This is a genomic window from Mesorhizobium sp. SP-1A (assembly GCF_032460275.1).
Taxonomy (GTDB): Bacteria; Pseudomonadota; Alphaproteobacteria; order Rhizobiales; family Rhizobiaceae; genus Mesorhizobium.
This window is the reverse complement of the sequence record NZ_JAVXZD010000003.1, coordinates 559,105-582,197: the sequence shown is the minus strand read 5'-3', so window position 1 is coordinate 582,197 and position 23,093 is coordinate 559,105. Positions and strand designations below refer to the sequence as shown.

At 65.5% G+C, this 23,093-nt stretch carries 20 protein-coding genes; 11 read left to right on the top strand and 9 right to left on the bottom strand.

Annotated elements, in window-relative coordinates:
* Positions 1-631 precede the first annotated feature (631 nt).
* Complete coding sequence (locus QU595_RS17765; RefSeq protein WP_315924285.1) at positions 632-2,698, bottom strand: elongation factor G; 2,067 nt, start codon at positions 2,696-2,698, stop codon at positions 632-634.
* 200 nt (positions 2,699-2,898) lie between these two features.
* On the opposite strand from QU595_RS17765, the gene QU595_RS17760 reads away from it, so the two are divergent.
* Entirely contained in the window at positions 2,899-3,393 is a 495-nt protein-coding gene (locus tag QU595_RS17760) for a DUF2127 domain-containing protein (protein ID WP_315924283.1), read from the top strand.
* Between the two features lie 105 nt (positions 3,394-3,498).
* On the opposite strand, the gene QU595_RS17755 is transcribed toward QU595_RS17760, so the two are convergent.
* Positions 3,499-4,701 (bottom strand): pyridoxal phosphate-dependent aminotransferase, encoded by a 1,203-nt coding sequence (locus QU595_RS17755; protein WP_315924281.1) that lies wholly within the window; start codon positions 4,699-4,701, stop codon positions 3,499-3,501.
* A 195-nt stretch (positions 4,702-4,896) separates the two neighbouring features.
* Between QU595_RS17755 and QU595_RS17750 the strand changes: the two genes are divergently transcribed.
* The 4 genes from QU595_RS17750 (at position 4,897) to QU595_RS17735 (ending at position 8,047) form a co-directional block, all read left to right on the top strand.
* Complete coding sequence (locus QU595_RS17750; protein ID WP_315924279.1) at positions 4,897-5,784, top strand: EAL domain-containing protein; 888 nt, start codon at positions 4,897-4,899, stop codon at positions 5,782-5,784.
* Positions 5,781-6,647: an EAL domain-containing protein gene (locus tag QU595_RS17745; RefSeq protein WP_315924277.1), complete on the top strand. Its 867-nt coding sequence runs from the start codon at positions 5,781-5,783 to the stop codon at positions 6,645-6,647. The genes QU595_RS17750 and QU595_RS17745 overlap by 4 nt, the downstream gene beginning before the upstream one ends.
* 115 nt (positions 6,648-6,762) lie before the next feature.
* Positions 6,763-7,374 carry a glutathione S-transferase family protein gene (locus tag QU595_RS17740; RefSeq protein WP_315924275.1) on the top strand — a complete coding sequence of 204 codons (612 nt, stop codon included), beginning with the start codon at positions 6,763-6,765 and terminating at the stop codon, positions 7,372-7,374.
* A 46-nt stretch (positions 7,375-7,420) separates the two neighbouring features.
* Positions 7,421-8,047, top strand: a complete 627-nt coding sequence (locus tag QU595_RS17735) for a glutathione S-transferase family protein (protein ID WP_315924273.1) — start codon at positions 7,421-7,423, stop codon at positions 8,045-8,047.
* 237 nt (positions 8,048-8,284) lie between these two features.
* On the opposite strand, the gene QU595_RS17730 is transcribed toward QU595_RS17735, so the two are convergent.
* The gene (locus QU595_RS17730; RefSeq protein WP_315924271.1) at positions 8,285-8,494 is read right to left on the bottom strand and encodes a cold-shock protein; all 210 of its coding nucleotides are present in this window, start codon (positions 8,492-8,494) and stop codon (positions 8,285-8,287) included.
* Positions 8,495-8,821: 327 nt separating this feature from the next.
* Here QU595_RS17730 and QU595_RS17725 point away from each other — a divergent pair, with 327 nt between their 5' ends.
* Positions 8,822-9,175: a hypothetical protein gene (locus QU595_RS17725; protein WP_315924269.1), complete on the top strand. Its 354-nt coding sequence runs from the start codon at positions 8,822-8,824 to the stop codon at positions 9,173-9,175.
* A 29-nt stretch (positions 9,176-9,204) separates the two neighbouring features.
* Here the strand turns inward: QU595_RS17725 and QU595_RS17720 are convergent, their stop codons facing one another.
* Positions 9,205-9,837 carry a methylated-DNA--[protein]-cysteine S-methyltransferase gene (locus QU595_RS17720; protein ID WP_315924267.1) on the bottom strand — a complete coding sequence of 211 codons (633 nt, stop codon included), beginning with the start codon at positions 9,835-9,837 and terminating at the stop codon, positions 9,205-9,207.
* Between the two features lie 185 nt (positions 9,838-10,022).
* Here QU595_RS17720 and QU595_RS17715 point away from each other — a divergent pair, with 185 nt between their 5' ends.
* Positions 10,023-10,871: a transglycosylase SLT domain-containing protein gene (locus QU595_RS17715; protein WP_410000515.1), complete on the top strand. Its 849-nt coding sequence runs from the start codon at positions 10,023-10,025 to the stop codon at positions 10,869-10,871.
* A 944-nt stretch (positions 10,872-11,815) separates the two neighbouring features.
* On the opposite strand, the gene QU595_RS17710 is transcribed toward QU595_RS17715, so the two are convergent.
* The 5 genes from QU595_RS17710 to QU595_RS17690 all read right to left on the bottom strand — a co-directional run bounded on the left by QU595_RS17710 (position 11,816) and on the right by QU595_RS17690 (position 19,362).
* A complete protein-coding gene (locus QU595_RS17710; RefSeq protein WP_315924265.1) occupies positions 11,816-12,037 on the bottom strand; it encodes a hypothetical protein in 222 nt (73 codons plus the stop codon).
* A 203-nt stretch (positions 12,038-12,240) separates the two neighbouring features.
* Complete coding sequence (locus QU595_RS17705; RefSeq protein WP_315924263.1) at positions 12,241-12,648, bottom strand: hypothetical protein; 408 nt, start codon at positions 12,646-12,648, stop codon at positions 12,241-12,243.
* 513 nt (positions 12,649-13,161) lie between these two features.
* Positions 13,162-16,635 (bottom strand): carbamoyl-phosphate synthase large subunit, encoded by a 3,474-nt coding sequence (gene carB, locus QU595_RS17700; RefSeq protein WP_315924261.1) that lies wholly within the window; start codon positions 16,633-16,635, stop codon positions 13,162-13,164.
* 618 nt (positions 16,636-17,253) lie between these two features.
* On the bottom strand, positions 17,254-17,910 hold the full coding sequence (locus tag QU595_RS17695; RefSeq protein WP_315924259.1) for a dihydrofolate reductase family protein: 657 nt from the start codon (positions 17,908-17,910) through the stop codon (positions 17,254-17,256).
* Between the two features lie 87 nt (positions 17,911-17,997).
* On the bottom strand, positions 17,998-19,362 hold the full coding sequence (locus QU595_RS17690) for an Nramp family divalent metal transporter (protein WP_315924257.1): 1,365 nt from the start codon (positions 19,360-19,362) through the stop codon (positions 17,998-18,000).
* 214 nt (positions 19,363-19,576) lie between these two features.
* On the opposite strand from QU595_RS17690, the gene mntR reads away from it, so the two are divergent.
* The 4 genes from mntR (at position 19,577) to QU595_RS17670 (ending at position 23,090) form a co-directional block, all read left to right on the top strand.
* A complete protein-coding gene (gene mntR, locus QU595_RS17685; RefSeq protein ID WP_315924255.1) occupies positions 19,577-20,023 on the top strand; it encodes a manganese-binding transcriptional regulator MntR in 447 nt (148 codons plus the stop codon).
* Positions 20,024-20,216: 193 nt separating this feature from the next.
* Positions 20,217-20,402: a hypothetical protein gene (locus QU595_RS17680; RefSeq protein ID WP_315924253.1), complete on the top strand. Its 186-nt coding sequence runs from the start codon at positions 20,217-20,219 to the stop codon at positions 20,400-20,402.
* Positions 20,403-20,559: 157 nt separating this feature from the next.
* Positions 20,560-21,480, top strand: a complete 921-nt coding sequence (locus QU595_RS17675; protein ID WP_315924251.1) for a neutral zinc metallopeptidase — start codon at positions 20,560-20,562, stop codon at positions 21,478-21,480.
* A gap of 362 nt (positions 21,481-21,842) precedes the next feature.
* Positions 21,843-23,090: a TCR/Tet family MFS transporter gene (locus QU595_RS17670; RefSeq protein WP_315924249.1), complete on the top strand. Its 1,248-nt coding sequence runs from the start codon at positions 21,843-21,845 to the stop codon at positions 23,088-23,090.
* The last annotated feature ends 3 nt before the right edge of the window (positions 23,091-23,093 follow it).

The window sequence follows — 23,093 nt, the reverse complement described above, 5'->3', positions numbered from 1 at the left end:
GCATGTGTGCGTTGCAAAATAGTTGCTTGTTTGTTGGGCAGGAAGCGACCATATTCCAGTCATCTCCTGAGCGCGTTCTCCTCCCATTAGCGCTCACGAGTGTTCCCCTCTGGAGGTTTAGCCGTTTCGGCACTTCCAACCAAACTCAGCCGGGTCATTCTTGATCCGGCTTTTTTGTTTCCTGGATCGCCTCCGTCGCAACCGAAGCGCGCGCTGCGGCTTCGCATCCGCGCCGCGATTCGAGCTTCTCCACTTTCAGCCGCGTCATCCGGCCGCCGTTCACGGGCGGCTGCGCGCGGCGGCGTTTTCGATGGGGAGCGCTTGATTTTTCCCGGTTCCGGTGCCGTGCGCCGGGCCAGTTTACGGATTCATGGGGTCATGTAACCCGCATGTAACGGTGGGTAACTTGTCCGGGCTCCGGTTTGGCGCTTAAGCAGGCAAAGGACGCGGCGTGGTTCGCGGGGTGATGGGGGCATCATCCGGCGTTCCGGGCTCAGGTAAACGTCGCGTCTATCTGTTTCGGGTGAAGAATGCGGCGGACCTGCCGTTTCACCTCCCACGGAAGCGGTCCGCGCGAAGCGGCACCCGGTTCGTCCGGGTGCCGCTTTGTGTTTGAGGACGGCCGCGGAGGTCAGGCCGCCTTGCCGTTCGCGTTCATCGCGTCGTCGGCCAGCCGTCCGGTCAGCTCCGCCATATGGTCGAAACCGGTGCGATAGCTCGCCACGCCGGCCGTCGCCGAGCGCAGCTCGACGATGAGATCGCCGATCTCGGCCTGCGGCATGGTCGCCTCCACCACGTCCCAGCCCGGCCAGCCGGGCCGCGCGTCATAGCCGAGGATCTGGCCGCGCCGCTGCGGCACCAGCGCGATGATCTTCGCAGTGGCGTCGGAGGGCGTGACGATCTCCACCTTCATCACCGGCTCCAGCAGCACCGGCGAGCATTGCGCCATGCCTTCCTTCATGGCCAGCTTGGCCGCCATCTGGAAGGCCATGTCGGAGGAATCGACCGAGTGGTAGGAGCCGTCGGACAGGTTCACGGCGACGTCCACCACCGGGAAGCCGAGCGGTCCGGATTTCAGATAGTCGCGCACGCCGGCCTCGACCGACTGGATGTAGGTCTTGGGCACCACGCCGCCGGAGATGGTGTCGGTGAACTGGAAACCGGAGCCGCGCGGCAGGGGCTTGATCTGCAACACCACGTCGCCGAACTGGCCGTGGCCGCCGGACTGCTTCTTGTGGCGGCCGCGCTGCTCGATCGGCTTGCGGATGGTCTCGCGATAGGGCACCGCCGGGGCGTGGCCCTCGACCGGGATCTGGTTCTTGCCTTCCAGACGCTCGCGCACCACGCGCAGATGCATCTCGCCATGGCCCGACAGCACGGTCTCGGCCGAATCCTGGTTGCGCGTGAGGCTGAGCGAGGGGTCCTCCTCGGCGAGGCGCTGGATGGCCGCCGACATCTTGACGTCGTCCTTGCGCTCCTTGGGCCTGAGCGCGAAGGCGTAGACCGGCTCCGGCGGCGTCAGTTCGAGAAGCGGGGCCATGCCGTTCTTGGCCGAGGTGAGCGTCTGCCCGGTCCTGGCGGCATCGAGCTTGCCGAGCGCGACGGTATCGCCGGCGCCGGCCGAGGCGAGCTTCGCCTGGTCCTTGCCGAGCATCCGGTAGATGCCGGACACTTTCGCGACATCACCGCCTTCGACATAGAGTTCGGCGCCGTCGGCCACCTGGCCGGAGAGGATGCGCGACACGGAAAGCTTGCCGCCATGCGCGGTGTGGATGGTCTTCATCACCTGCACAATCGTGGCCGCGTCTTCGGCCACGCCGAGGCGCCGGCGCGTCGTCTCGACATCCGGCACGTCGTGGCGGATCGCCTTCAGCAGCCGCAGCACGCCGTTGCCCTTTTCCGCCGTGCCGATCAGGACCGGGGTCACGGCGCCGGCACGCAGGTCGGCGGCGAGGTCGTCGAACACGGCGTCCTTGGGCGGCTCGATCTCCTCCAGAAGCTGCTCCATCAGTTCGTCGTCATGATCGGCCAGCGTCTCCAGCATGGAAAAGCGCGCCTCGATCTCGCGCGCCTTGTCGTCGCCGGGAATCTCGGCCACCTCGCTCGGCGCATATTCGCGGTAGACATAGGCGCGCTCCAGGGCGAGGTCGATCGAGCCGACGACGACGCCGTCCTTGCGCAGCGGTATCTGGCGCAGCAGCAACGGCACCGCGCTGGTCGGCTGTAGCATCTTCAGCGTCTCGCGTATGCCGGCGACGGCCTTGTCCACCTTGTTGAGGAACAGGATGCGCGGCAGGCCGATCTCGTCCAGGCGCCGCATGATGAGCTGCAGCGCCGGCATCTTCTTCTCGTCGGCTTCCGCCACGACGACGGCCGCGTCGCAGGCGGCCAGAACCGGCTCGGACTCGAAGGCGAACTCGACGGAGCCGGGACAATCGACGAAGGTGATGCTGTCGCCCATGAATTCGGTGGTGGCGAAGGTGGCCTCCACGCTCATGGCGTGGGCGCGCGCCTCGGGCGAATGATCGGAAACGGTGTTGCCGGAAGCGACCGGGTTCTGGCGGGGGATGGCGCCCGTTCGGGCGAGAATGGCTTCGAGAAGCGTCGTCTTACCGCTTGAGAAGGGACCGATGATGGCGATGCATTTCGGTCCCGTGCGTCGTCCTCCGGCGCGATTACCCCCTGCGCGATTTCCCATGGCTGACCTCCACTCGGCGTTCACCAGTGAGCGGCGGCCGGCCTGCGGCCGTCGCAGGCAGACGTCAGGCCGCCTGCCTGGAAGCATCGTCACACGGGTTCATGGGCGGAGCAAGGGAAATAGCGGCGCGTTGCCCCGTCGTGTGATTTGCCGATCCGTGAGATGCTGTCCACCCGGAGTGCCCTGTCGGTGAGGCTGGATTGGAAGAGCGGCGCATACATCAGATTTTCGAGATCAGCGTCCTGCTCAAGGGCGCCCATGCCTTGCTCGAATGCGCGGGCGGCGTGGCTCTCTGGCTTATCGGGACGGAGACGATCTCTAAACTGGTCAACACGCTCACCCAGGAGGAACTGGTTGAAGATCCGAAGGATTTCCTGGCCAGGCATCTTTTGACGTGGGCGCAGGGCTTTTCGATAGAAACGCAGCACTTCTACGCCTTCTACCTGTTGAGCCACGGCGTCGTGAAACTCCTGCTTGTCGCCGGATTGCTCCGGAACAAGCTGTGGGCCTATCCGGCGTCGCTGGTCGTCCTCGGCCTGTTCATCGTCTACCAGCTCTACCGCTTTTCCTACACCGGCGGATGGGGGCTCATCGTCCTGAGCGTCTTCGACATCGTCGTGATGTGGCTGATCTGGCACGAGTACGGCATCGTCAGGCGACACCTGGCCGGTCCCGATCCGAGCGTCCGCACATGATGCGCCTGCCACCCCGGGGCCGCCTGCTGCCGGCGACGCGGTTACAAAAAAAGCCCGGCGCGAGGCCGGGCTCTTTGTTGGAATCTTTCGAATCCCTTGGGCGCGTCAGCTCAGGCTTGCCGTGAAGCGCTGGATGCGCGTGCAGGCTTCCTCCAGCAGCTTCTCCGACGTGGCGTAGGAGATGCGGAAGTTGGGCCCGAGCCCGAAGGCGGTGCCGAACACCACCGCCACGCCCTCGGACTCCAGCAGTTCGGAGGCGAAGACCTCGTCATTGGCGATGACCTTGCCGTCCTTCGTCTTCTTGCCGATCAGCGCCGCGCAGGACGGGTAGACGTAGAACGCGCCTTCGGGCGAGGGGCAGGTGATGCCGCGCGCCTGGTTGAGCATCGACACGACGAGGTCGCGCCGCGCCTGGAAGATCGCCTTGTTCTTCCTCACGAAGTCCTGCGGGCCGTTCAGCGCCTCGACCGCCGCCCATTGCGCGATGGTGCAGGCGCCGGACGTCTGCTGGCCCTGGATCATGTCCATGGCCTTGATCAGCGGCAGGGCGCCGGCCGCGTAGCCGATGCGCCAGCCGGTCATGGCATAGGCCTTCGACACGCCGTTCATGGTCAGCGTGCGCTCGTACAGCGCCGGTTCGACCTCGGCGATGGTCTTGAAGACGAAATCGCCATAGGTCAGGTGCTCGTACATGTCGTCGGTCAGCACCCAGACATGGGGGTGCTTCAGCAGCACGTCGGCCAGCGCGCGCAGTTCGGCCTCGGTATAGGCCGCGCCCGACGGGTTGGACGGCGAGTTCATCAGCAGCCATTTCGTCTTCGGCGTGATCGCCTTCTCCAGCGCCTCGGGCGTCAGCTTGAAGCCGTTGTCGATCGAGGTGTCGGCAAAGACGGAGGTGCCGCCGCAGATCGCCACCATCTCGGGATAGCTCACCCAGTAGGGGCGCGGGATGATGACCTCGTCGCCGGGGTTCAGCGTGGCCATGAAGGCGTTGAACAGGATCTGCTTGCCGCCGGTGCCGACGATGGTCTGCTCCGGCCTGTAGTCCAGATTGTTCTCGCGCTTGAACTTCCTGGCGATCGCCTCGCGCAGCGGCACGATGCCCGACACCGGCGGGTATTTGGTCTCGCCGCGCCGGATCGCCTCGATGGCGGCGTTCTTGACGTTGTCGGGCGTGTCGAAATCCGGTTCGCCGGCGCCGAGGCCGATCACGTCGCGCCCGGCATTTTTCAGCTCGCGTGCTTTCTGCGTCACCGCGATGGTCGCGGAGGGTTTTACGCGCGAAAGGGCATCGGCGAGGAAGGCCATATCAATCATCTCCAGAAAATCGCTGCCACGGCCGGCAGCGGGGCTTCTAATGTCGCATAGCGCCGCCGAGCGCAAGCGTTGTCCGCCGTTTCCGGGCCAAACGAGAGGCTGCCATTAACGCAAGCTCAAACCTTGGGCGGCTAGGCTGGCTGGCCATGCCAGACCTTCATGCCGGACCTTGGGAGCCAGCCAATCTTGTCGCGCAGCATCGGGCTCGCCCATATCATCCGCCATGACGACGGCACTTCGACCGGCGTGTGGGGGCTCTATACGCTCAAGAGCGCCTTCCAGCCGATCTTCGCCTTCCGGGAAGGCAAGCTCGTCGTGGTCGCGTTCGAAGGGCTGATCCGGCCTTTCCGCGACGGCGAGCCGCAATCGCCGGCGCAGTTCTTCGGCGCCTGTCCCGTCGCCGAGCGGCTGCATATCGAAACGGTGACCCGCACGCTGCACCTGCTCAACGCGGGCGCCTGCCTGCCGCAGGATGCCTCGATCTTCATCAATTTCGACCCTTCGGTCTTCGTGGATCACGCCGTCGCCGACAATGCGCTGCGCGAAATGCGGCTGGTGCTGCATGAGGCCGGCATCGAGGCCGGCCGCGTGGTCTGCGAGGTCACCGAGCAGCCCTCGGCCTCGCAGGAGGCGCTGTACGCCTTCGTGGAGGCCCTGCGCGCGAACGGGCTGCGCATCGCGGTGGACGATTACGGTGCCGACGAGTCGGACATCAAGCGCATCGAGGAACTGCGGCCCGACATCGTGAAGTTCGACGCGCAGTGGACCGGCCAGCTGATGGATTCGGCCACCGGCTTCGCCTTGCTGACCGCCATGGTGGAGGGCTTCGAACGGCAGGGCATACACACGGTGTTCGAGGGCATCGAGGAAGGCTGGCAGCTCGAACTGGCCGAAAGGTCGGGCGCTTCCATGGTGCAGGGCTTCGTGCTGGCGCGGCCCGAACTGGCCCCGACCAGCTTTGCAAGGCCGCGCGCGGAGGTCGTGCCGGGCGCGGCCGCCGCTTCCGACGTGCTGCCGCCGGTGCCCCGACCCGGGCGCCGGCCGCGCGCCTTCGGCCGGCGGGCGGCGCCGTGAAGCCGCCGCTGGAAAGACGACGCGACGTCCGCGCGGCGCTGTTCGCCGACGAGATCGGCATCGAATACGGCGTCTATGGCGACTACCGGCTCAAAAGCGCCTACCAGCCCATTTTCACGCTGCGCGACGGGCTTCTGTTCCCCGTCGCGGTCGAGGCCCTGGCGCAGCCGCATCGAAAGGGCGCGCAGGTTCCGGTCAGGGAATTCCTTTCCGCTCTGCCCGCGGCCGACAGGCTCTATGTGGAAACCATGTGCCGGATGCTGCATCTCGCCAATTTCCGCAACATCGGCGTCGACGGGTTGGACCTGTTCTTCAACTACGACCCCCTGATCAACGATCACGAGGGGCGGGCGCTGGCGGAAATCAGGCTGATGGCGCAGCATCTCGGCGAGTTCGAGCTCGACGCCGGCATGCTGGTCTGCGAGATCACCGAAACGGCCGCGCCCGACGAGGGCGTCCTGGCCCGGCTGGTGGGCGAGATGCGCCGCAACGGCCTGCGCATCGCCATCGACGATTTCGGCGCCGGCCATTCCACGCAGGAACGGCTCGAACGGCTGAAGCCGGATATCGTCAAGATCGACGGCGGCTGGTTCGCGCAACTGTGCCGGCATCCGGCCGCAACGCGCCTGTTCCGGCCGCTGCTCGATCTCCTGCATGCGCATGGCGCCCGGGTGCTGGTGGAAGGCATCGAGGAGCCGCAGCACCTGCGGCTGGCGCTGGAGGGCGGGGCCGATCTGGTGCAGGGCTTCCTGCTCGCCCGGCCGGCGCCCGTCGGCACGATCTGGCGCGAGGAGCCTCTGGACGCGGAAAGCCTGCTCGACAAGGGCAAGGTGATCCCGCTTTTCGGCCGGCCGCCGGCCTAGGTTCATCCTGCCCGGTCGGCCCGATCCATCAGCGCCGTCAATCCTCCATGCAAAACAACTGACTGGATGGAGCGCCGCGCCTGCGCGATGCTGCCGGGCGAAAGAGGACGCGCGCATGACCACACTTTACGGAATGATCGACAGCGGCAATTGCTACAAGCCGCGCCTCCTGATGGCCAAGCTCGGCATTCCCTTCGCCAATGTGGAGGTGAGTTCCCACACCGGCGATACGCGCAGGCCCGACTATGTCGCCAAGAACCCGAACGCCATGGTGCCGCTGCTGGAACTGGACGACGGCCGCCGCATCGCCGAATCCAACGCCATCCTGCTCTATCTCGCCGAAGGCACGCGCTTCCTGCCCGAGGACCGCTACGAGCGGGCGATGGCCTATCAGTGGCTGTTCTTCGAGCAGTACAGCCACGAGCCCTACATCGCGGTGCGCAAGGCCCTGCTGATCTTTCCCGAACGCGCGAAGGACGCCACGCCGGAGCGTCTGGCGGCGACGCTGGAGCGCGGCAACAAGGCGCTCGGCGTCATGAACCAGCACCTCGCGCGAAACGATTTCTTCGCCGGCAATGCCTGTTCGGTGGCGGACATCGCGCTCTATGCCTACACGCACACGGCCGACCAGGGCGGCTTCCAGCTCGACGCCTATCCGGCCGTCACCGCATGGCTGAAGCGCGTGGAGACCGACCCCGGCCACGTGCCGATCGAGTGGCTGCCGTGACGCGAGCCGGCGGCTTCGGTTTTCCATCCGGACAGGAGTTTTGCGCATGATCCTCATCGGCCAGTACGATTCGCCTTTCGTGCGCCGCGTCGGCATAGCCATGACGCTCTACGGCCTGCCGTTCGAGCACCGGCCGTGGTCGACCTTCGGCGACGCCGACAAGATCCGGCCCTACAATCCGCTGACGCGGGTGCCGACGCTGGTGCTGGACGACGGCGACGTGCTGATCGAAAGCCATGTCATCATCGGCTATCTCGACGGCCTCGTGCCGGCGGGGCAGGCGATGTTCCCGCGCGAGGAGCCGGCGCGGCACCGTGCCCTGAAGGTGGCGGCGCTGGCGACCGGGCTTTCCGACAAGGCGGTGAGCCTGTTCTACGAACAGCGCCTGCACACGGAAATCTCCCAGGCCTGGGTGGAGCGCTGCCGCGCCCAGATCGAGGCCGTGCTTGGCGTGCTCGAAACCGACCGCGCCGCGCGAAGCGGCGCCTACTGGTTCGGGGAGCGCATCGGCCACGCCGACATCGCCGTGGCGGTGGCGCTGCGCCATCTCAACGATTCGCAGCCGGGCCTGGTCGACATGGCGCGATTTCCGGCGCTTGCGGCGCATTGCGAAAGGCTGGAAGCGCTGCCGGTCTTCCGCGCCGTCTCGCAGCCCTTCATCGCGCCGGCTTGACGCCGGCCGGCGCAGGCCGAAGGCCCGGAACGAAGGCGCAGACAGCAAAAAGGCGGGCTGTTGCCCGCCTTCCTTACCCGGTAGCCTGACCGGGAGCCTTTCGTCCGGGGCCGGCAGCAATCCGCTGCTTCGACCTGCCTTCCTTCCGGCTCCGGCGCGCTTGACGCGCGGCCGCCAGTACATCCGTGACTTGCCGTGCGCTTCAGGCCTGCGGCCTGGCGCGCGCCTCGGACCAAATCAGGCTGCCGAGAGAGACCCAGCCGAGGACTTGCCAGTGCGGCGGTCCTGCTCGATCTCGAAGCTGATCTTCTGGCCATCGGCGAGCGTGGTCATGCCGGCCCGCTGCACGGCGGAGATGTGGACGAAAACGTCCGCGCCGCCATTGTCGGGCTGGATGAAGCCGAAGCCCTTGGTGGCGTTGAACCACTTGACCGTTCCAGTTGCCATGCGATGTTCCTTTACGTTGCTGGCGTTTCACAATTGACCAGGCCTGGCCCGGTCGGTGGTATCGAAATTTTGGAGAGAGACGTCAGCAACCGCGAACTTCCGCGAGGCCAGATCGTTCGGCCGAAATATCAACTCGGCCTATATAGTCGAAGCTTGCGGCGAAAACAAGAGCGGCGCACAACGGGACGACGCGTGCATGCCGGCGGAGGTTGCGGCCGGCGGCGGGAACCGCCCGGGATCGCGGGCGTTTTGCGCGGTGAAAAGGGCCGGACTGCCGCAGGCAACGCGCTGGCGCAGCCCCGGTGTCGGCCGAACGGAAGGTGATCGATGACGTCATTCGCGAAGTCCTGCGTGAAGTCCGGCCTGGTGCTTGCGGCGCTCGTGACGTTGAGCGCCGGACAGGCGCAGGCGATCTCACGCTACGACCCCACCCGCATGGCCTGCGCACAGGTGCAGGCGGCGATCGCGCGCGACGGCGCGGTGATCCTGCGCTACCAGTCGAGGCGCACGCCCGGCCTGCCGCTCTACGACCGCTACGTCGCCAGCCGCGCCTTCTGCGACGCGGGCGAGGTGCGCGACCCGGCCTATGTGCCGAGCGCCGACCGCGATTCCTGCCCGGTCTACAAGTGCAAGAAGCTGGAATTCGACGATCCGAGGGACCGCTTCATCATGCCGGACTGAATACCGGACTAATTGCTGGGCCGGGCGCATCAGAAGCCGAACGAAGCCTGCGCCGGAGGCGGCGGACCCACTTGCACGCCTTCCAGCGCCAGCATCCTTTCCTTGGAGGCCGAGCCGCCCGGCGCCGAAAAGCCGCCGATCCTGCCGCCGGCCGCGAGGATGCGGTGGCAGGGGATGACCAGCGGCACCGGGTTGGCGCCGAGCGCCGCGCCCGTCTCGCGCGGCAGTCCGGAATGGCCGGCGCGCTTCGCCAGTTCGCCATAGGTGGTGGTTTCGCCATAGGCCAGCGCGCGGGCGGCCGCGTAGATGGCCAGCCGGAAATCGTCGACGCCGGAAAGATCGACCGGCACGTCCGCAAAATCCACCTGGCGGCCCTCGGCATAATCCCGGATGCCGGCGATCAGCCGCTCGACCCATCGCGGCCGCGCGCCCCTGTCTTCGGCCACGCCCTCGAGCCGCAGCAGCCGGCGCTGCACCGCCTCGCGGCTTGCCTGCGGCAGGCAGAGCCGCGCCAGGCCGGCCGCGCTCCAGGCGATGCCGAAGAAGCCGAGCGCCGTCTCGAACACCGCATGGCCGGCGGCGCCGGCAGCCTTGGCGGACGAGCCTTCCGGGACCGCGCCCGCGCCGGCGGCAGAAGAAATGCGTGCGGATGATTCGCCCATGATCTTCCCCTGCTTCTCTCCCGAACCGGTACGAAACGGGCCCGAACCAGTACAAATCAGGAACATTGTCGCACGGAAATGCCACGGCCGCCACCCGAAAAAGCTTCGAAACCACAGGTTGCCCGACGGAATCGGCTGGTGTAAGGAGGATTTTAACACTCCCGATCAACGGACCCGAACGCGGCTTGCCAGCGAAGCTCTACAGTCTCTGCCTCGGCGTGGTTCTGGCGGCTGCCGGCCTGAGCGGCTGCACGTCCACTTCCGCCACCCACACGGCCCCGAGCCTGGCGGCCGCCGGCAGCGAAGCGGGCGCCGATGCCGGGCCGACGCTGGAGCTGCCGCAGACGGTGGCGGTGCTGCCGGAAGCCGCCGATCCGTCGATCCAGATCGCGGCGCTTCCCGCCGGAGCGATGGCGGCCAACGCGTTTGCCGGCTCCACGCCGGGCGTGCCGGCGCTGGCCGCTTCCGACGCCGGCGCGCCGGTGGTGCCGCTGGCGGCGATTGCCGCCGCTGCCGCGCCTTCGGCCGGGGAGGGCGTCGCCACCCTGCAGCCCGCCGTCTATGTCGAGCCCGCCGGGCCCGCCGGGCCGGCCGACCGTGGCGAGATCGACAAGCTGATCTCCAAATACGCGGTCCTCTACGAGGTGCCGGAGGATCTGGTGCGCCGCGTGGTGAACCGCGAGAGCACCTTCAACCCGCGTGCCTACAATCGCGGCCATTGGGGCCTCATGCAGATCAAGCACGCCACGGCGCGCGGCATGGGCTATCTGGGGCCGGCGAGGGGCCTGTTCGACGCCGAGACCAATCTCAAATACGCCGTGAAATATCTGCGCGGCGCCTGGCTGGTCTCGGGCGGCAATGCCGACCGCGCCGACAGGCTCTACCAGCGCGGCTATTATTACGACGCCAAGCGCAAGGGCCTGCTGGAGGAAACCGGGCTGGGCGGGGACGGCAGACGCCACCGCCTGCCGCAGCCGGAACCGATGCCCGCCGCCATCCTGCCGCCGCCGGCGAAACCCGAACCCGCCGCCTGACGCAGCCTTGCCCGGCTCCTCGCGGGGAGGGGCGATGCGCGGCACCAGGCTGCGGAGCGCGTCGAGCCGGACGCGGCCCTGCTTTCCGCTCCCACCCCGCATCGCAGGCCGCGCCTGCCGCGCGCCTTGCTTCGCGACCCTCCCCACGAGGGGAGGGTGAAGGCGGGCGCGCCGAGCCGGCGCCACGCCCGGAAATCTCCGTCTGGCCATTTTTCAAAGAGCCGACCTCGTAAAATTCGGAAGTCGGGAAGACGGGCGGCCGCGCGGTCGCTCATCTAATGTGTAAACTTGCGGCCTCGCGACCGCCCGTCCGGCCTCTCCGAACCACCTGCGGGGATCGCCCCGTGCCCGGGAAAGCCCTTGCCCGCTACGGCAGGAAACCTTTCCATGATGGCTGCTCAGCGCCCGAAGCGCTGATTTCGGCCGGCGGGCCCGAAAGCCCGACCGACCTTGATTAAGCCGCCACCCTTTTCAGGTGCATCCGGTCCTTTCTCGCAGCCACGTTAGCCGCGAAATCGGAAGCCGGTTCCTCCCCACGCAATCACCGTCATGATCGGCGTTCCCGCGAGAGAAACTGCGGGGAAGTATGGGGGAGGTGGAAAGGGGTGGAAAGATTTTTTGCATGCCCTGGCATCGGCATCATATGAGGCCGATGCTGGGAGTGGCGCAAACTATGGGATTTATGCAGAACGATTTGGCGGCACCAGACAATGCAAGCAACGCCCACGGTCTGACCACTGAGTTTGAAAATTGCCAAAGTAGGGAGGGTTGCCGACACTGCAACAACCCTCTTTCCGTTACTTACGCTGCCCCTTCTTTTCATCTTGGGAGAGGACGGAAGCCGCCAATTTCTTTGACTCTGCTGCAGTGGGTTTCTTATTTCCACTTAGAACTTTGCTCGCAAGAGTGGAAATTTTTGAAGACGTTTGTTTTTTTGCCATGGGCTAAAATCCAGTTACAATATCAATCGGTGCAGGAGGAACGTCAGGATGGCGCTTTCCATTGTTCACTTCGCTGACGCGGCCCTGGTTGATCCCAAACCGTGCAGCAATGTCATGCTGAGCCATGCCGTGCGCTAGCATCGTCTTGATCTTTGCTGCCATTTCCGGAGAAACCTTCGGTGAACGGCGGCGGCGGGGGTAGGGCAGTTCAATTTCGATCGTCATTTTCGCGCTTCCTTTATTTGCGCATATGACCCGAGTTGAATGGCAGAACGAATTGAGCTAAGGACTTGTTGTGAATGGGAGCCTTAGCTGCTTCGGTCGACCATGCCTGACTCGGGTCGGAAACGACCTCAGGCTTAGTCATGAAAAGCGGGTGATGCATTGGTGGTGCAGCCCGCTTTTTTGTTGCCCGCACTGGCGGGACGTCATTGACGTTCAGGTGTCTCCTTAGTCAAAGTCCAAATTCCGTGAATGTCGTAAACGGTACCGTCTCGCTTAAGGCGAGATAACTGAGGGCTAAGACTTGAGCGTTCATAGTTGGTCCCAAGCATCTTGTTTAGCTCAAAAAGGATTTTCATAGCCGGAAGACCGTCCGGATATTTTTTTAATATCTCGACCGAAGCTTCTTTCATGGTCATATTGTCTTTGGATGATTTGTCTTTGGTTTCTCGTTGTCGAGATTCAGATTCGACTAGCTGCAAACCCGACGCCCTTGAGGCTTTCTCTATTTCTTCCATTTCCTTCTGAACGGCTCGTAATCGCGCGTGCAGTTGTGCTCGCTCTTGTAGCAAGGCAGCGTAACGCGCTTTCGTGAACTCCTCGAACGTCGTCATTTGGAAAGTATAGTCTTTTTGGAGTCCAAAGTCAACAGTTCGCGACTCGGAGTCGTGGTTAACGAGTCGTTGATGCGGAATTGCTGGATTGGCATGGCAATTGCTACGCGCGAAAACCCTTTTTCAAGAAAAAAGCAGGGGGATTGGGGGAGTCGTGGTTAACGAGTCGTTATTAAATTTGCGCCTCGATGTGCGTCATTTTGACGCATAGCGAGGCGCGCAGGCCAAGTCTTCTTAGAGGGATGACACCTGCGGTTAGCAATTCGCGACGTGGTCGTTGCTTCCTAGAGCTTCCGCTGTTCGCGCTTGCTTAGCTAGTTTTTTCACAGGGGAGGCGGCGTTCACCTATCTCTCCTTTGCCAAGAGTATTACAGATCGCAGGCTCGTCGGAAGCGGTAACAACCACTACCTTGCCGGGTTCGTCACTCAAGGAACCAAGCAATCATCTTCTTGTTTGCTTCGCAAACTACTCTTCAGTCCCTGGTAAGGGGAGAGGAACGCACCTCCAGCCCCTCAAAAATACTCCTGCAGCGGCCGGACCTCCAATGACCCCGCCTTGAGCGCGGCGATGGCTTCGGCCACCGCCTCCATGCCGGCCAGCGTGGTGTAGTAGGGCACCTTCTGCATCAGGGTCGCGCGGCGCAGCGACTTGGAGTCCGACACCGCCTTCTGGCCGTCGGTCGTGTTGAACACGATCTGCACCTGGCGGTTGCGGATGGCGTCCTCGATATGCGGGCGGCCTTCCAGCACCTTGTTGATCTTCTCCGCCTCGATGCCGTTCTCGGCGAGGAAACGCTGGGTGCCGCCGGTGGCCAGCACCTTGAAGCCCTGTCCGGCCAGCCGCTTCACCGGGCCGAGGATGCCCTTCTTGTCGGCGTCGCGCACCGAGACGAACAGCGTGCCCGAGCGCGGCAGGTCCACGCCCGCGCCGAGTTGGGCCTTGGCGAAGGCCAGCGCATAGTCGCGGTCGAGGCCCATGACCTCGCCGGTGGAGCGCATTTCGGGCCCGAGCAGGATGTCGACGCCCGGGAAGCGCGCGAAGGGGAACACCGCTTCCTTGACCGCGACGTGGCCGGGCGTGCGCGCGTCGGGTTTTGCGCCGTAACGGGCGAAGGCGCCGTCCAGCGTCTCGCCGGCCATGATGCGGGCGGCGACCTTGGCGATCGGCTTGCCCACGGTCTTGGCGACGAAGGGCACGGTGCGGCTGGCGCGCGGGTTCACCTCCAGCACGTAGATGGTGCCGTCTTGAATAGCGTATTGCACGTTCATCAGGCCGCCGACCTTGAGCGCCTTGGCGAGCGCCGCCGTCTGGCGCTCCAGCTCCTCGACGATCCCCGCCGGCAGCGAGTGGACGGGCAGCGAGCAGGCCGAGTCGCCGGAATGGATGCCGGCCTCCTCGATGTGCTCCATGATGCCGGAGACATAGACTTCCGAGCCGTCGCACAGGCAGTCCACGTCCACCTCGATGGCGCCGGTGAGATAGGTGTCGAACAGCAGCGGGTTCTTGCCGAGCAGCGTGTTGATCTGGCCGGTCTTGTCGTTCGGGTATTTCTGCTTGATGTCCTCGGGCACCAGGCCCGGCACGGTGTCGAGCAGGTAGGACTGCAACTGGCTCTCGTCGTGGATGATCTGCATGGCGCGGCCGCCGAGCACGTAGGACGGGCGCACCACCAGCGGGAAGCCGAGCTCGGAGGCGACGGTGCGCGCCTGCTCGACCGAATAGGCGATGCCGTTCTTGGGCTGGGTGAGGTCGAGCTTCTGCAACAGCTTCTGGAAGCGGTCGCGGTCCTCGGCGAGGTCGATGGCGTCGGGCGAGGTGCCGAGGATCGGGATGCCGTTCTTCTCCAGCGCTTCGGCAAGCTTCAGCGGGGTCTGGCCGCCGAACTGCACGATGACGCCGACCAGCTCGCCGCGGGTCTGCTCCATCTTCAGGATCTCGATCACGTCTTCGGCCGTCAGCGGCTCGAAATAGAGCCGGTCGGAGGTGTCGTAGTCGGTCGAGACCGTCTCCGGGTTGCAGTTGATCATGATCGATTCGTAGCCGGCCTCGGCCAGCGCGAAGCAGGCGTGGCAGCAGCAATAGTCGAACTCGATGCCCTGGCCGATGCGGTTCGGGCCGCCGCCGAGGATCACCACCTTCTTGCGGTCGCTGACGCCGGCCTCGTTGGCGGGCTGGCCGGCGAACGGCACCTCGTAGGTGGAGTACATATAGGCGGTGGGGGAGGCGAATTCGGCCGCGCAGGTGTCGATGCGCTTGTAGACCGGACGCACGCCGAGCGCATTGCGCAGTTGCGCGACTTCCTTCGGCGTCCTGCCCGTCAGCGAGGCGAGGCGGGCGTCCGAAAAGCCCATGGCCTTGAGCATGCGCAGGTTGGTCGCGTCTTCCGGCAGGCCGTGCTCGCGGATGCGCGCTTCCATGGCGATAATGCCGGCGATCTGCTCCAGGAACCACGGGTCGATCTTGCACATGGCGTGCACGTCTTCCAGCGAGGTGCCCATGCGGATGGCCTGCGCCACCATGCGCAGGCGGTCGGGCGTCGGCGTGCCGAGCGCCGCGCGGATGGCGTTCTTGTCGTCGCCCTGGCCCACGCCCGGGATCTCGATCTCGTCGAGGCCGGTGAGGCCGGTTTCGAGCCCGCGCAGGGCCTTCTGGAGCGATTCCTGGAAGGTGCGGCCGATGGCCATGACCTCGCCGACAGACTTCATGGCGGTGGTCAGCACCGGCGAGGCGCCTGGGAATTTCTCGAACGCGAAGCGCGGGATCTTGGTCACGACATAGTCGATGGACGGCTCGAAGGAGGCGGGCGTCGCGCCGCCGGTGATGTCGTTGTCCAGCTCGTCCAGCGTGTAGCCGACGGCGAGCTTTGCGGCGATCTTGGCGATGGGGAAGCCGGTCGCCTTGGAGGCGAGCGCGGAGGAGCGCGACACGCGCGGGTTCATTTCGATGACGACGAGGCGGCCATTGTCGGGATTGACGGCAAACTGCACGTTGGAGCCGCCGGTCTCGACGCCGATCTCGCGCAGCACCGCGATCGAGGCGTTGCGCATGATCTGGTATTCCTTGTCGGTCAAGGTCAGCGCCGGCGCCACGGTGATGGAATCGCCGGTGTGCACGCCCATCGGGTCGATGTTCTCGATGGAGCAGACGATGATGCAGTTGTCCGCCTTGTCGCGCACGACCTCCATCTCGTATTCCTTCCAGCCGAGCACGCTTTCCTCGATCAGCACCTCGGTGGTCGGCGAGGCGTCGAGGCCTGACTGCACGATCTCGAAGAACTCCTGGCGGTTGAAGGCGATGCCGCCGCCGGTGCCGCCGAGCGTGAAGGAGGGGCGGATGATGGCCGGCAGGCCGACCGCGTCGAGCGCCTGCGCGGCCACGCCCATGGCGTGCGAGACATAGCGCTGCTTGCGGTCGCCTTCGCCGAGATTCCAGCTCGTTTCGAGCGCGTCGAGCTCGGTGTCGGAGGCGCCCGAAGCCTTCAGCGCGGCGCGCTCGGCCTCATGCTTCTTGCGGTCGGCGTCCTTCACGTCGGTGGCGTTGGCCAGCATCGAGCGCGGCGTCTCCAGCCCGATCTTGGCCATGGCCTCGCGGAAGAGGGCGCGGTCCTCGGCCTTGTCGATGGCGTGGGCGTCGGCGCCGATCATCTCTACTTGGTAGCGCTCCAGCACGCCCATGCGGCGCAGCGACAGCGCGGTGTTGAGCGCAGTCTGGCCGCCCATGGTGGGCAGCAGCGCATCCGGGCGCTCCTTGGCGATGATCTTGGCCACCACTTCCGGCGTGATCGGCTCGATATAGGTGGCATCGGCCAGCTCCGGATCGGTCATGATGGTGGCCGGGTTGGAGTTGACCAGGATGACGCGGAAGCCTTCTTCTCGCAGCGCCTTGCAGGCCTGGGTGCCGGAATAGTCGAATTCGCAGGCCTGGCCGATGACGATGGGGCCGGCACCGATGATCAGGATGGATTTGATGTCGGTGCGTTTCGGCATGGGTAGGTTCCGTTCGTCTTTGGCTCTGCGCAAAACCCCGGCGCGGGAAGGACCGGCCGGTGCGCGAGCAAGATTCAACTGTCAGGCTAGGCGGGCCTTATAGGGGAGGAATCCGGGCGAGGGAACCCCCGCAATCGCGCTTTTGCGCGGTGAGAAGGCGTGGCGTTCATCCGCCCCTCGCGGGGAGGGTCGGCGAGCAATTGAAGCGAAGCGAAAATTGCGAGACGGGACGGGGGGCGGGAAGTTGCGGAAGCGACCCTCACCCAGCGTCCCAAAGAGCGCGTGCCGCGCCTTGCTCCGCGACCCTCCCCACGAGGGGGGAGGGTAAAGGCGGTGCCTCTTGCGCCGATCCGGCTTCGCTGTCTGGCTCGTTACCGGCTCGCTGCGCTCGTGACCTCGCCCCACGCATGGGCAAGAGGAAAGGTGTCGATCATTCTGCGGCTTTACCCTCCCCCTCGCGGGGAGGGTCGGCCAGCAATTGGAGCGAAGCGAAAATTGCGAGACGGGCGGGGGCGGGAAGTTGCGGAAGCGACCCTCACCCCGCGTCCCAAACCGCGCGTGCCGCGCGCCTTGTTCCGCGACCCTCCCCACGAGGGGGAGGGTAAGAGGCGATGCTGCCTATTTCAGCTTCCTGCGGCGCTCGATCTCGGCTTCGCTGGGCGTGTCCTGCCCGAACGAGCCGGTGCGGACCTCGCCGCCGCGCTCGTAGGTGGCGATGAGGGCCCCGGTCGAAGAGGTCTGCGATCTGGTCAGCTTGAGCCCGGCCGGCACGGTGCCGGAGCCGAACAGGCGTTTTCCCTTGCCCAGCGTCAGCGGGAAGATCATCAGGGTGATCTCGTCGATCAGGCCGGCGGGAAGCAATTGCTGGATCAGTTCGCTCGACCCCTGGATGACGAGATCGGGGCCATCCTCCTTCTTCATCTCGCGCAGGGTTGCGATCGGGTCCTTGCCCAGCCACTTGGTGTTGCGCCAATTCATCGTCTCCGGATCGTGCGTGGCGACATATTTGGTCACCGCGTTGAAGGATTTCGCGATCGGATGGTCCGCGGGCGCATAGGGCCAGTAGGCGGCGAAGATGTCGTAGGTGAAACGGCCGAGCAGCAGGTCGAACGGCTTGGCGAAGGTTTCGCCGATGGTGGCGCCTATGGTGTCGTCCGCATAGTGGAACATCCAGCCGCCATAGGCGAAGCCGCCGGTGGGGTCTTCCTCGGGGCCGCCCGGCGCCTGCATGACGCCGTCCAGGCTGACGAAGGTCGCCGCCTTGATCTTTCTCATCGTGTCCTCCGTGTAACCATGAAACACTCCAAGGACGTATGCCGAAGCGCGCGGCCGACAACGGGAGCGAAAAAAGCCGCGCGGCAATCAGGCGATGCCGACGAACGTGTCGTAGAGCAGCTTGAAGTTCAGCGACAGGATAAGGGCGGCCACGACCCAGGCCAGGATCGAGACGGCGCGCGGAATGGCGAAGGAGCCCATCTTCTTCCGGTCGGACACGAACTGCACCAGCGGGATGACGGCGAAGGGCAGTTGCATGGACAGGATGACCTGGCTGAGCACCAGCAGTTCCGCCGTGCCGCGCTCGCCATAGATGGCGGTGACGGCCACGACGGGCACGATGGCGATGCCGCGCGTGACCAGCCGGCGCGCCCATTGCGGCATGCGCAGGCGCAGGAAGCCTTCCATGACGATCTGGCCGGCCAGCGTGGCGGTGACGGTGGAGTTGAGGCCGGACGCCAGCAGCGCCACGGCGAACAGGGTCGAGGCGATGGACAGGCCGAGCAAGGGCGACAGCAGTTCGAAGGCCTGGCCGATCTCGGCCACGTTCCGGTGGCCGGTGCCGTGGAAGGCCACGGCGGCGACGATGAGGATGGCCGCGTTGACGAACAGCGCCAGCATCAGCGCCACGGTGGAATCGACCGTCGCCCATTTGATGGCGTCGCGGCGGCCCGCGTCGTTGCGCTCATAGGCGCGGGTCTGCACGATGGAGGAGTGCAGGTAGAGATTGTGCGGCATCACCGTCGCGCCGATGATGCCGATGGCGACATAGAGCATGGCCGGATTGGTGACGATTTCGGAAGACGGCACGAACATGGCGTGCAGGATCGAGCCGGCCGGCGGGGCGGCCACGAAGATCTGCACGGCGAAGCAGCCGAAAATGACGACCAGCAGGGCGATGACGAAGGCCTCGAGGAAGCGGAAGCCCTTGTTCATCAGAAGCAGCAGCAGGAACGCGTCCAGCGCCGTGATCAGCGCGCCGCCGATCAGCGGGATGCCGAACAGGAGCTGCAACGCGATCGCCGTGCCGATCACCTCGGCGAGGTCGCAGGCGATGATGGCCAGCTCGCAGGCGATCCAGAGCATGAAGGCGACGGGCTTCGGATAATAGGCGCGGCAGGCCTGGGCGAGATCGTGGCCGGTGACGATGCCGAGCCGGGCGGCGAGCGCCTGCAGCAGGATCGCCATCAGGTTCGACAGCATGATGATGAACAGCAGCGTGTAGCCGAACTGCGCGCCGCCGGCGAGGTCGGTCGCCCAGTTGCCGGGGTCCATGTAACCGACGGAGATCATGTAGCCGGGGCCGACGAAGGCCAGCAGGCGCCTGAACCAGACCGCGCCCTTGGGCACGGCGACCGAGGCGTGGACCTCCGGCAGGCTCGGCCGGCCGTCCTGCTGGACGCTGAGCAGGCGCCGGCCACGGGGACGGGTTATGGCTTCGGCGTCTGGCATGGAAACGTCCTGCTGGCTGGCTGCGGTTGCGTTTATTTATGCCTGTGCTCAACATTATGCAATAGGCTATATTTCATTGTCTCAGCTTTTTACGCTTGCGTCGGCGGGCGGCCTGTGGACGCAAAACAAAGCGGGTCGAAAAATCGAAGCCTGTGCTATGAATGTGAAATGCCGGTGCGATTTGCGCCGTTCCCGCATAGAGGAGACCAGCCCGTTGGCGCCCAGAAAGGCCCCCGTTCCGCGCGACCCGCTGCCCGACGCCGAAATCCATTCGGAAGGCTTCCGGCAGACGCGCGAGGCGCAGCGCAGCGCGTTGGCGGAGGACTATGTCGAACTGATCGCCGACCTGATCGAGGACGGCAACGAGGCGCGGCAGGTGGACATCGCCGCCAGGCTGGGCGTGGCGCAGCCCACGGTGGCCAAGATGCTGGCGCGGCTGGCCGCCGAAGGGCTGGTCTCGCGAAAACCCTATCGCGGCGTGTTCCTGACCGAAGCCGGCCGCAAGATGGCCGAGGAGGCGCGTGTGCGCCACCAGACGGTCGAGGCCTTCCTGCGCGCGCTCGGCGTCAGCGCCGAGACGGCGCGCATCGACGCCGAGGGCATAGAGCACCATGTCAGCGCCGAGACGCTGGAAGCTTTCCGCCGGGCGATGGCGAAATAAGGCTGGGGCGAAATAAGGCTGGGGGCGAAATAGGACCGGGACGAAATAAGGCTGGGTGAAATAGGGCCGGGGCCCGTCCTCCGGCCGGCTCGCGGGACTGATTCTCGGAACCATGTCGGAGGCTCCGCGTTGCCGCCTTTACCCCGCGCCGGGCCCCACGCCGGGCGGGGCGGTTTGTCGGGAGAGAACGGCCATGGGTATAGGGCAGGCACCTTCAGCGAAAGGAAAGCAGGCGGCGGCAGGGCTGAAGCGCGCGGCAGCGCGGGAGGAGCGGAAAACGGAGGCCGAGACGGGCCGTCCGCTCAAGAAGGGCGCCGAACGTTTCGAGGAACGCGCGAAAAGCTCGGACGGCAAGAGCGCCGGCACCAAGCAGAAATAGCTGGCGGATGCGCGCGGGTTGCGGCCGGACCGCGTTCGTGGTCGCTACCTGGCGTTGTCGCCCGGAAAAACCCTGTGACTTGGATAAGTCGTTGGGATAATTGTTGGGACAGTTGCCGGCTGCGCGGTGGCAGCCAAGGTATCGCGAGGGAAGAGACATGCTCTGGAGAGGCCGTCGCCAAAGCGACAATATCGAGGACGAGCGCGGCGACAGCGGCGGCTTCGGCGGCGGGCCCGGCCAGTTCCGCATCCCGGTCGGCGGGCGCCTCGGCGGCGGCGGCATTTCGGGCATCATCATCCTGATCGTGCTGTTCTTCGTGCTGAAGGCGATCGGCATCGACCCCTGGCAGGTGCTGGGCGACGGCGGCCTGGTGGACGAGGGCGGCGGGCAGGTGACCCAGTCGCAGCCGATGTCGCCTTCCGGCGACCAGTCCGGCACCAATGACGAGATGAAGCAGTTCGTGGCCACGGTGCTGGCCGAGACCGAGGACGTCTGGAGCGGCATCTTCAAGGCCAACGGCATGACCTATGAAGACCCGAAGCTGGTGCTGTTCTCGGGCCAGATCCGCTCGGCCTGCGGCTTCGCTTCCGCCGCATCGGGGCCGTTCTATTGCCCGAACGACCACAAGGTCTATCTGGACATGGCCTTCTTCCGCCAGCTCTCGCAGCAGTTCGGCGCCTCGGGCGACTTCGCCAACGCCTATGTGATCGCGCATGAGGTCGGCCATCACGTGCAGAACCTCACCGGCATCCTGCCTAAGTTCAACCAGATGCGCCAGAACATGAGCGAGGTGGACGCCAACCACATGTCGATGCAGGTGGAGTTGCAGGCGGACTGTTTCGCGGGGGTGTGGGGCCACTACACCGACCAGAAGGGCATCCTGGAAAAGGGCGACCTGCAGGACGCGCTGAACGCGGCCAAGCAGATCGGCGACGACACGCTGCAAAAGAAGATGCAGGGCTATGTGGTGCCCGAAAGCTTCAACCACGGCACCTCGGCGCAGCGCCAGAAATGGTTCGCCGCCGGCTTCAAGAGCGGCAAGCTGTCCGACTGCGATACCTTCAACAATCCGATCTGAGGCATGAAGAAAACGCGTGAGGGCGGGCTGCAAACGGCGGTTTCTGCGCTTCCGGTGCTCACGTACATAGACGTACGCTGCGCTCCGGTTCTCGAAACCACCATTTTCGCCTCGCCCTGACGCGTTTTCCCGGCCACCTCCGGCGGGAAAGTAGCCGCGCTCCCGTTTTCGACCGCGGTGCGTGCTCCATTGGCAAGGGGATCCGGGGCACAGGGGGATCCGGAAGGCGTTTCGCGCTGGCCCGGCAGCACATGTCAGCATGAAAACTATTGATGTGTTCGCCTATTGTTCCGCAGGGGCGATTCTTTTATAAGAGGCGTCCGCTTGGCGCCCCGGCGGAGAGGAAAGGGCAATCCGCCATCATGGACGCGACAATCGTCAGGCGCGGGCTCGCGCTCGTTTTCACCACGCTGCTGCTCGACGTCATCGGCTTCGGCATCATCATGCCGGTGCTGCCGGCCTATCTGGAGGAGCTTTCGGGCGTCGGCGTCAGCGAGGCGGCGATCGAGGGCGGCTGGCTGTTCTTCGTCTATGCCGCCATGCAGTTCCTGTTCGCGCCGCTGATCGGCAATCTGTCCGACCGTTTCGGACGCCGGCCGATCCTGCTGGCCTCGGTGTTCACCTTCGCCGTCGACAACTTGATCTGCGCCATCGCCTGGTCCTATCCGATGCTGTTCATTGGCCGGGTGCTCGCCGGCATCAGCGGCGCGTCCTATTCGACCGCCTCGGCCCTGATCGCCGACGTCAGCACCGACGAGAACCGGGCGAAGAATTTCGGCTTGCTCGGCATCGCCTTCGGCGTCGGCTTCATCATCGGTCCGGTGCTGGGCGGGCTGCTGGGCGAATTCGGGCCGCGCGTGCCGTTCTATTTCGCGGCCGCGCTCGCCTTCTGCAATTTCCTCGTCGGCTGGTTCCTGCTGCCCGAGACGCTGGCGCAGCGGCACCGCCGCCGCTTCGAATGGCGCCGCGCCAACCCGCTCGGCGCGCTGAGGCAGATGCGCAACTATCCCGGCATCGGCTGGATCGGGCTGGTGTTCTTCCTGATGACGCTCGGCCACATGGTCTATCCGGCGGTATGGTCCTTCGTCGGCAGCTACCGCTACGACTGGAGCCAGCGCCAGATCGGCCTGTCGCTCGGCCTGTTCGGCCTGTGCGCAGCCCTGGTCATGGCGTTCGTGCTGCCGCGCATCATTCCGCGCCTCGGCGAATGGCGCACGGCCGTCGTCGGCCTGTTCTTCACGGCGGTCGCGGCGTTCGGCTATGCCGCTTCGTGGCAGGGCTGGATGGTCTATGTCGTGATCGCGGCCACGTGCCTGGAGGCGCTGGCCGACCCGCCGCTGCGCAGCCTCGCCGCGGCCAAGGTGCCGCCCTCGGCGCAGGGCGAGTTGCAGGGGGCCATGACGAGCCTGTTCTCGATCACCTCGATCATCACGCCGCTGCTCTACACCGGCATCTTCGCCTGGTTCACCGGCCCGGACGCGCCGGTCGCCTTCGGCGGCGCGCCCTATGCGCTGGCCGGCGCCTTCATGGCGCTCGCCCTGGTGGTTCTGGTGCTGAAGGTCGGTCGGCCGGCGAAGGAAACGCCGCCCGCAGCCGCGCAGGAGGCGTGAAGG

Bases quoted from the DNA above. Each gene is read 5' to 3' on its own strand.
- QU595_RS17765 (WP_315924285.1), bottom strand. From the start codon at position 2,698: ATGGGAAATCGCGCAGGGGGTAATCGCGCCGGAGGACGACGCACGGGA.
- QU595_RS17755 (WP_315924281.1), bottom strand. From the start codon at position 4,701: ATGGCCTTCCTCGCCGATGCCCTTTCGCGCGTAAAACCCTCCGCGACC.
- QU595_RS17740 (WP_315924275.1), top strand. From the start codon at position 6,763: ATGACCACACTTTACGGAATGATCGACAGCGGCAATTGCTACAAGCCG.
- QU595_RS17735 (WP_315924273.1), top strand. From the start codon at position 7,421: ATGATCCTCATCGGCCAGTACGATTCGCCTTTCGTGCGCCGCGTCGGC.
- QU595_RS17730 (WP_315924271.1), bottom strand. From the start codon at position 8,494: ATGGCAACTGGAACGGTCAAGTGGTTCAACGCCACCAAGGGCTTCGGC.
- QU595_RS17725 (WP_315924269.1), top strand. From the start codon at position 8,822: ATGACGTCATTCGCGAAGTCCTGCGTGAAGTCCGGCCTGGTGCTTGCG.
- QU595_RS17720 (WP_315924267.1), bottom strand. From the start codon at position 9,837: ATGGGCGAATCATCCGCACGCATTTCTTCTGCCGCCGGCGCGGGCGCG.
- QU595_RS17710 (WP_315924265.1), bottom strand. From the start codon at position 12,037: ATGACGATCGAAATTGAACTGCCCTACCCCCGCCGCCGCCGTTCACCG.
- QU595_RS17705 (WP_315924263.1), bottom strand. From the start codon at position 12,648: ATGACGACGTTCGAGGAGTTCACGAAAGCGCGTTACGCTGCCTTGCTA.
- carB (WP_315924261.1), bottom strand. From the start codon at position 16,635: ATGCCGAAACGCACCGACATCAAATCCATCCTGATCATCGGTGCCGGC.
- QU595_RS17695 (WP_315924259.1), bottom strand. From the start codon at position 17,910: ATGAGAAAGATCAAGGCGGCGACCTTCGTCAGCCTGGACGGCGTCATG.
- QU595_RS17690 (WP_315924257.1), bottom strand. From the start codon at position 19,362: ATGCCAGACGCCGAAGCCATAACCCGTCCCCGTGGCCGGCGCCTGCTC.
- QU595_RS17680 (WP_315924253.1), top strand. From the start codon at position 20,217: ATGGGTATAGGGCAGGCACCTTCAGCGAAAGGAAAGCAGGCGGCGGCA.
- QU595_RS17675 (WP_315924251.1), top strand. From the start codon at position 20,560: ATGCTCTGGAGAGGCCGTCGCCAAAGCGACAATATCGAGGACGAGCGC.
- QU595_RS17670 (WP_315924249.1), top strand. From the start codon at position 21,843: ATGGACGCGACAATCGTCAGGCGCGGGCTCGCGCTCGTTTTCACCACG.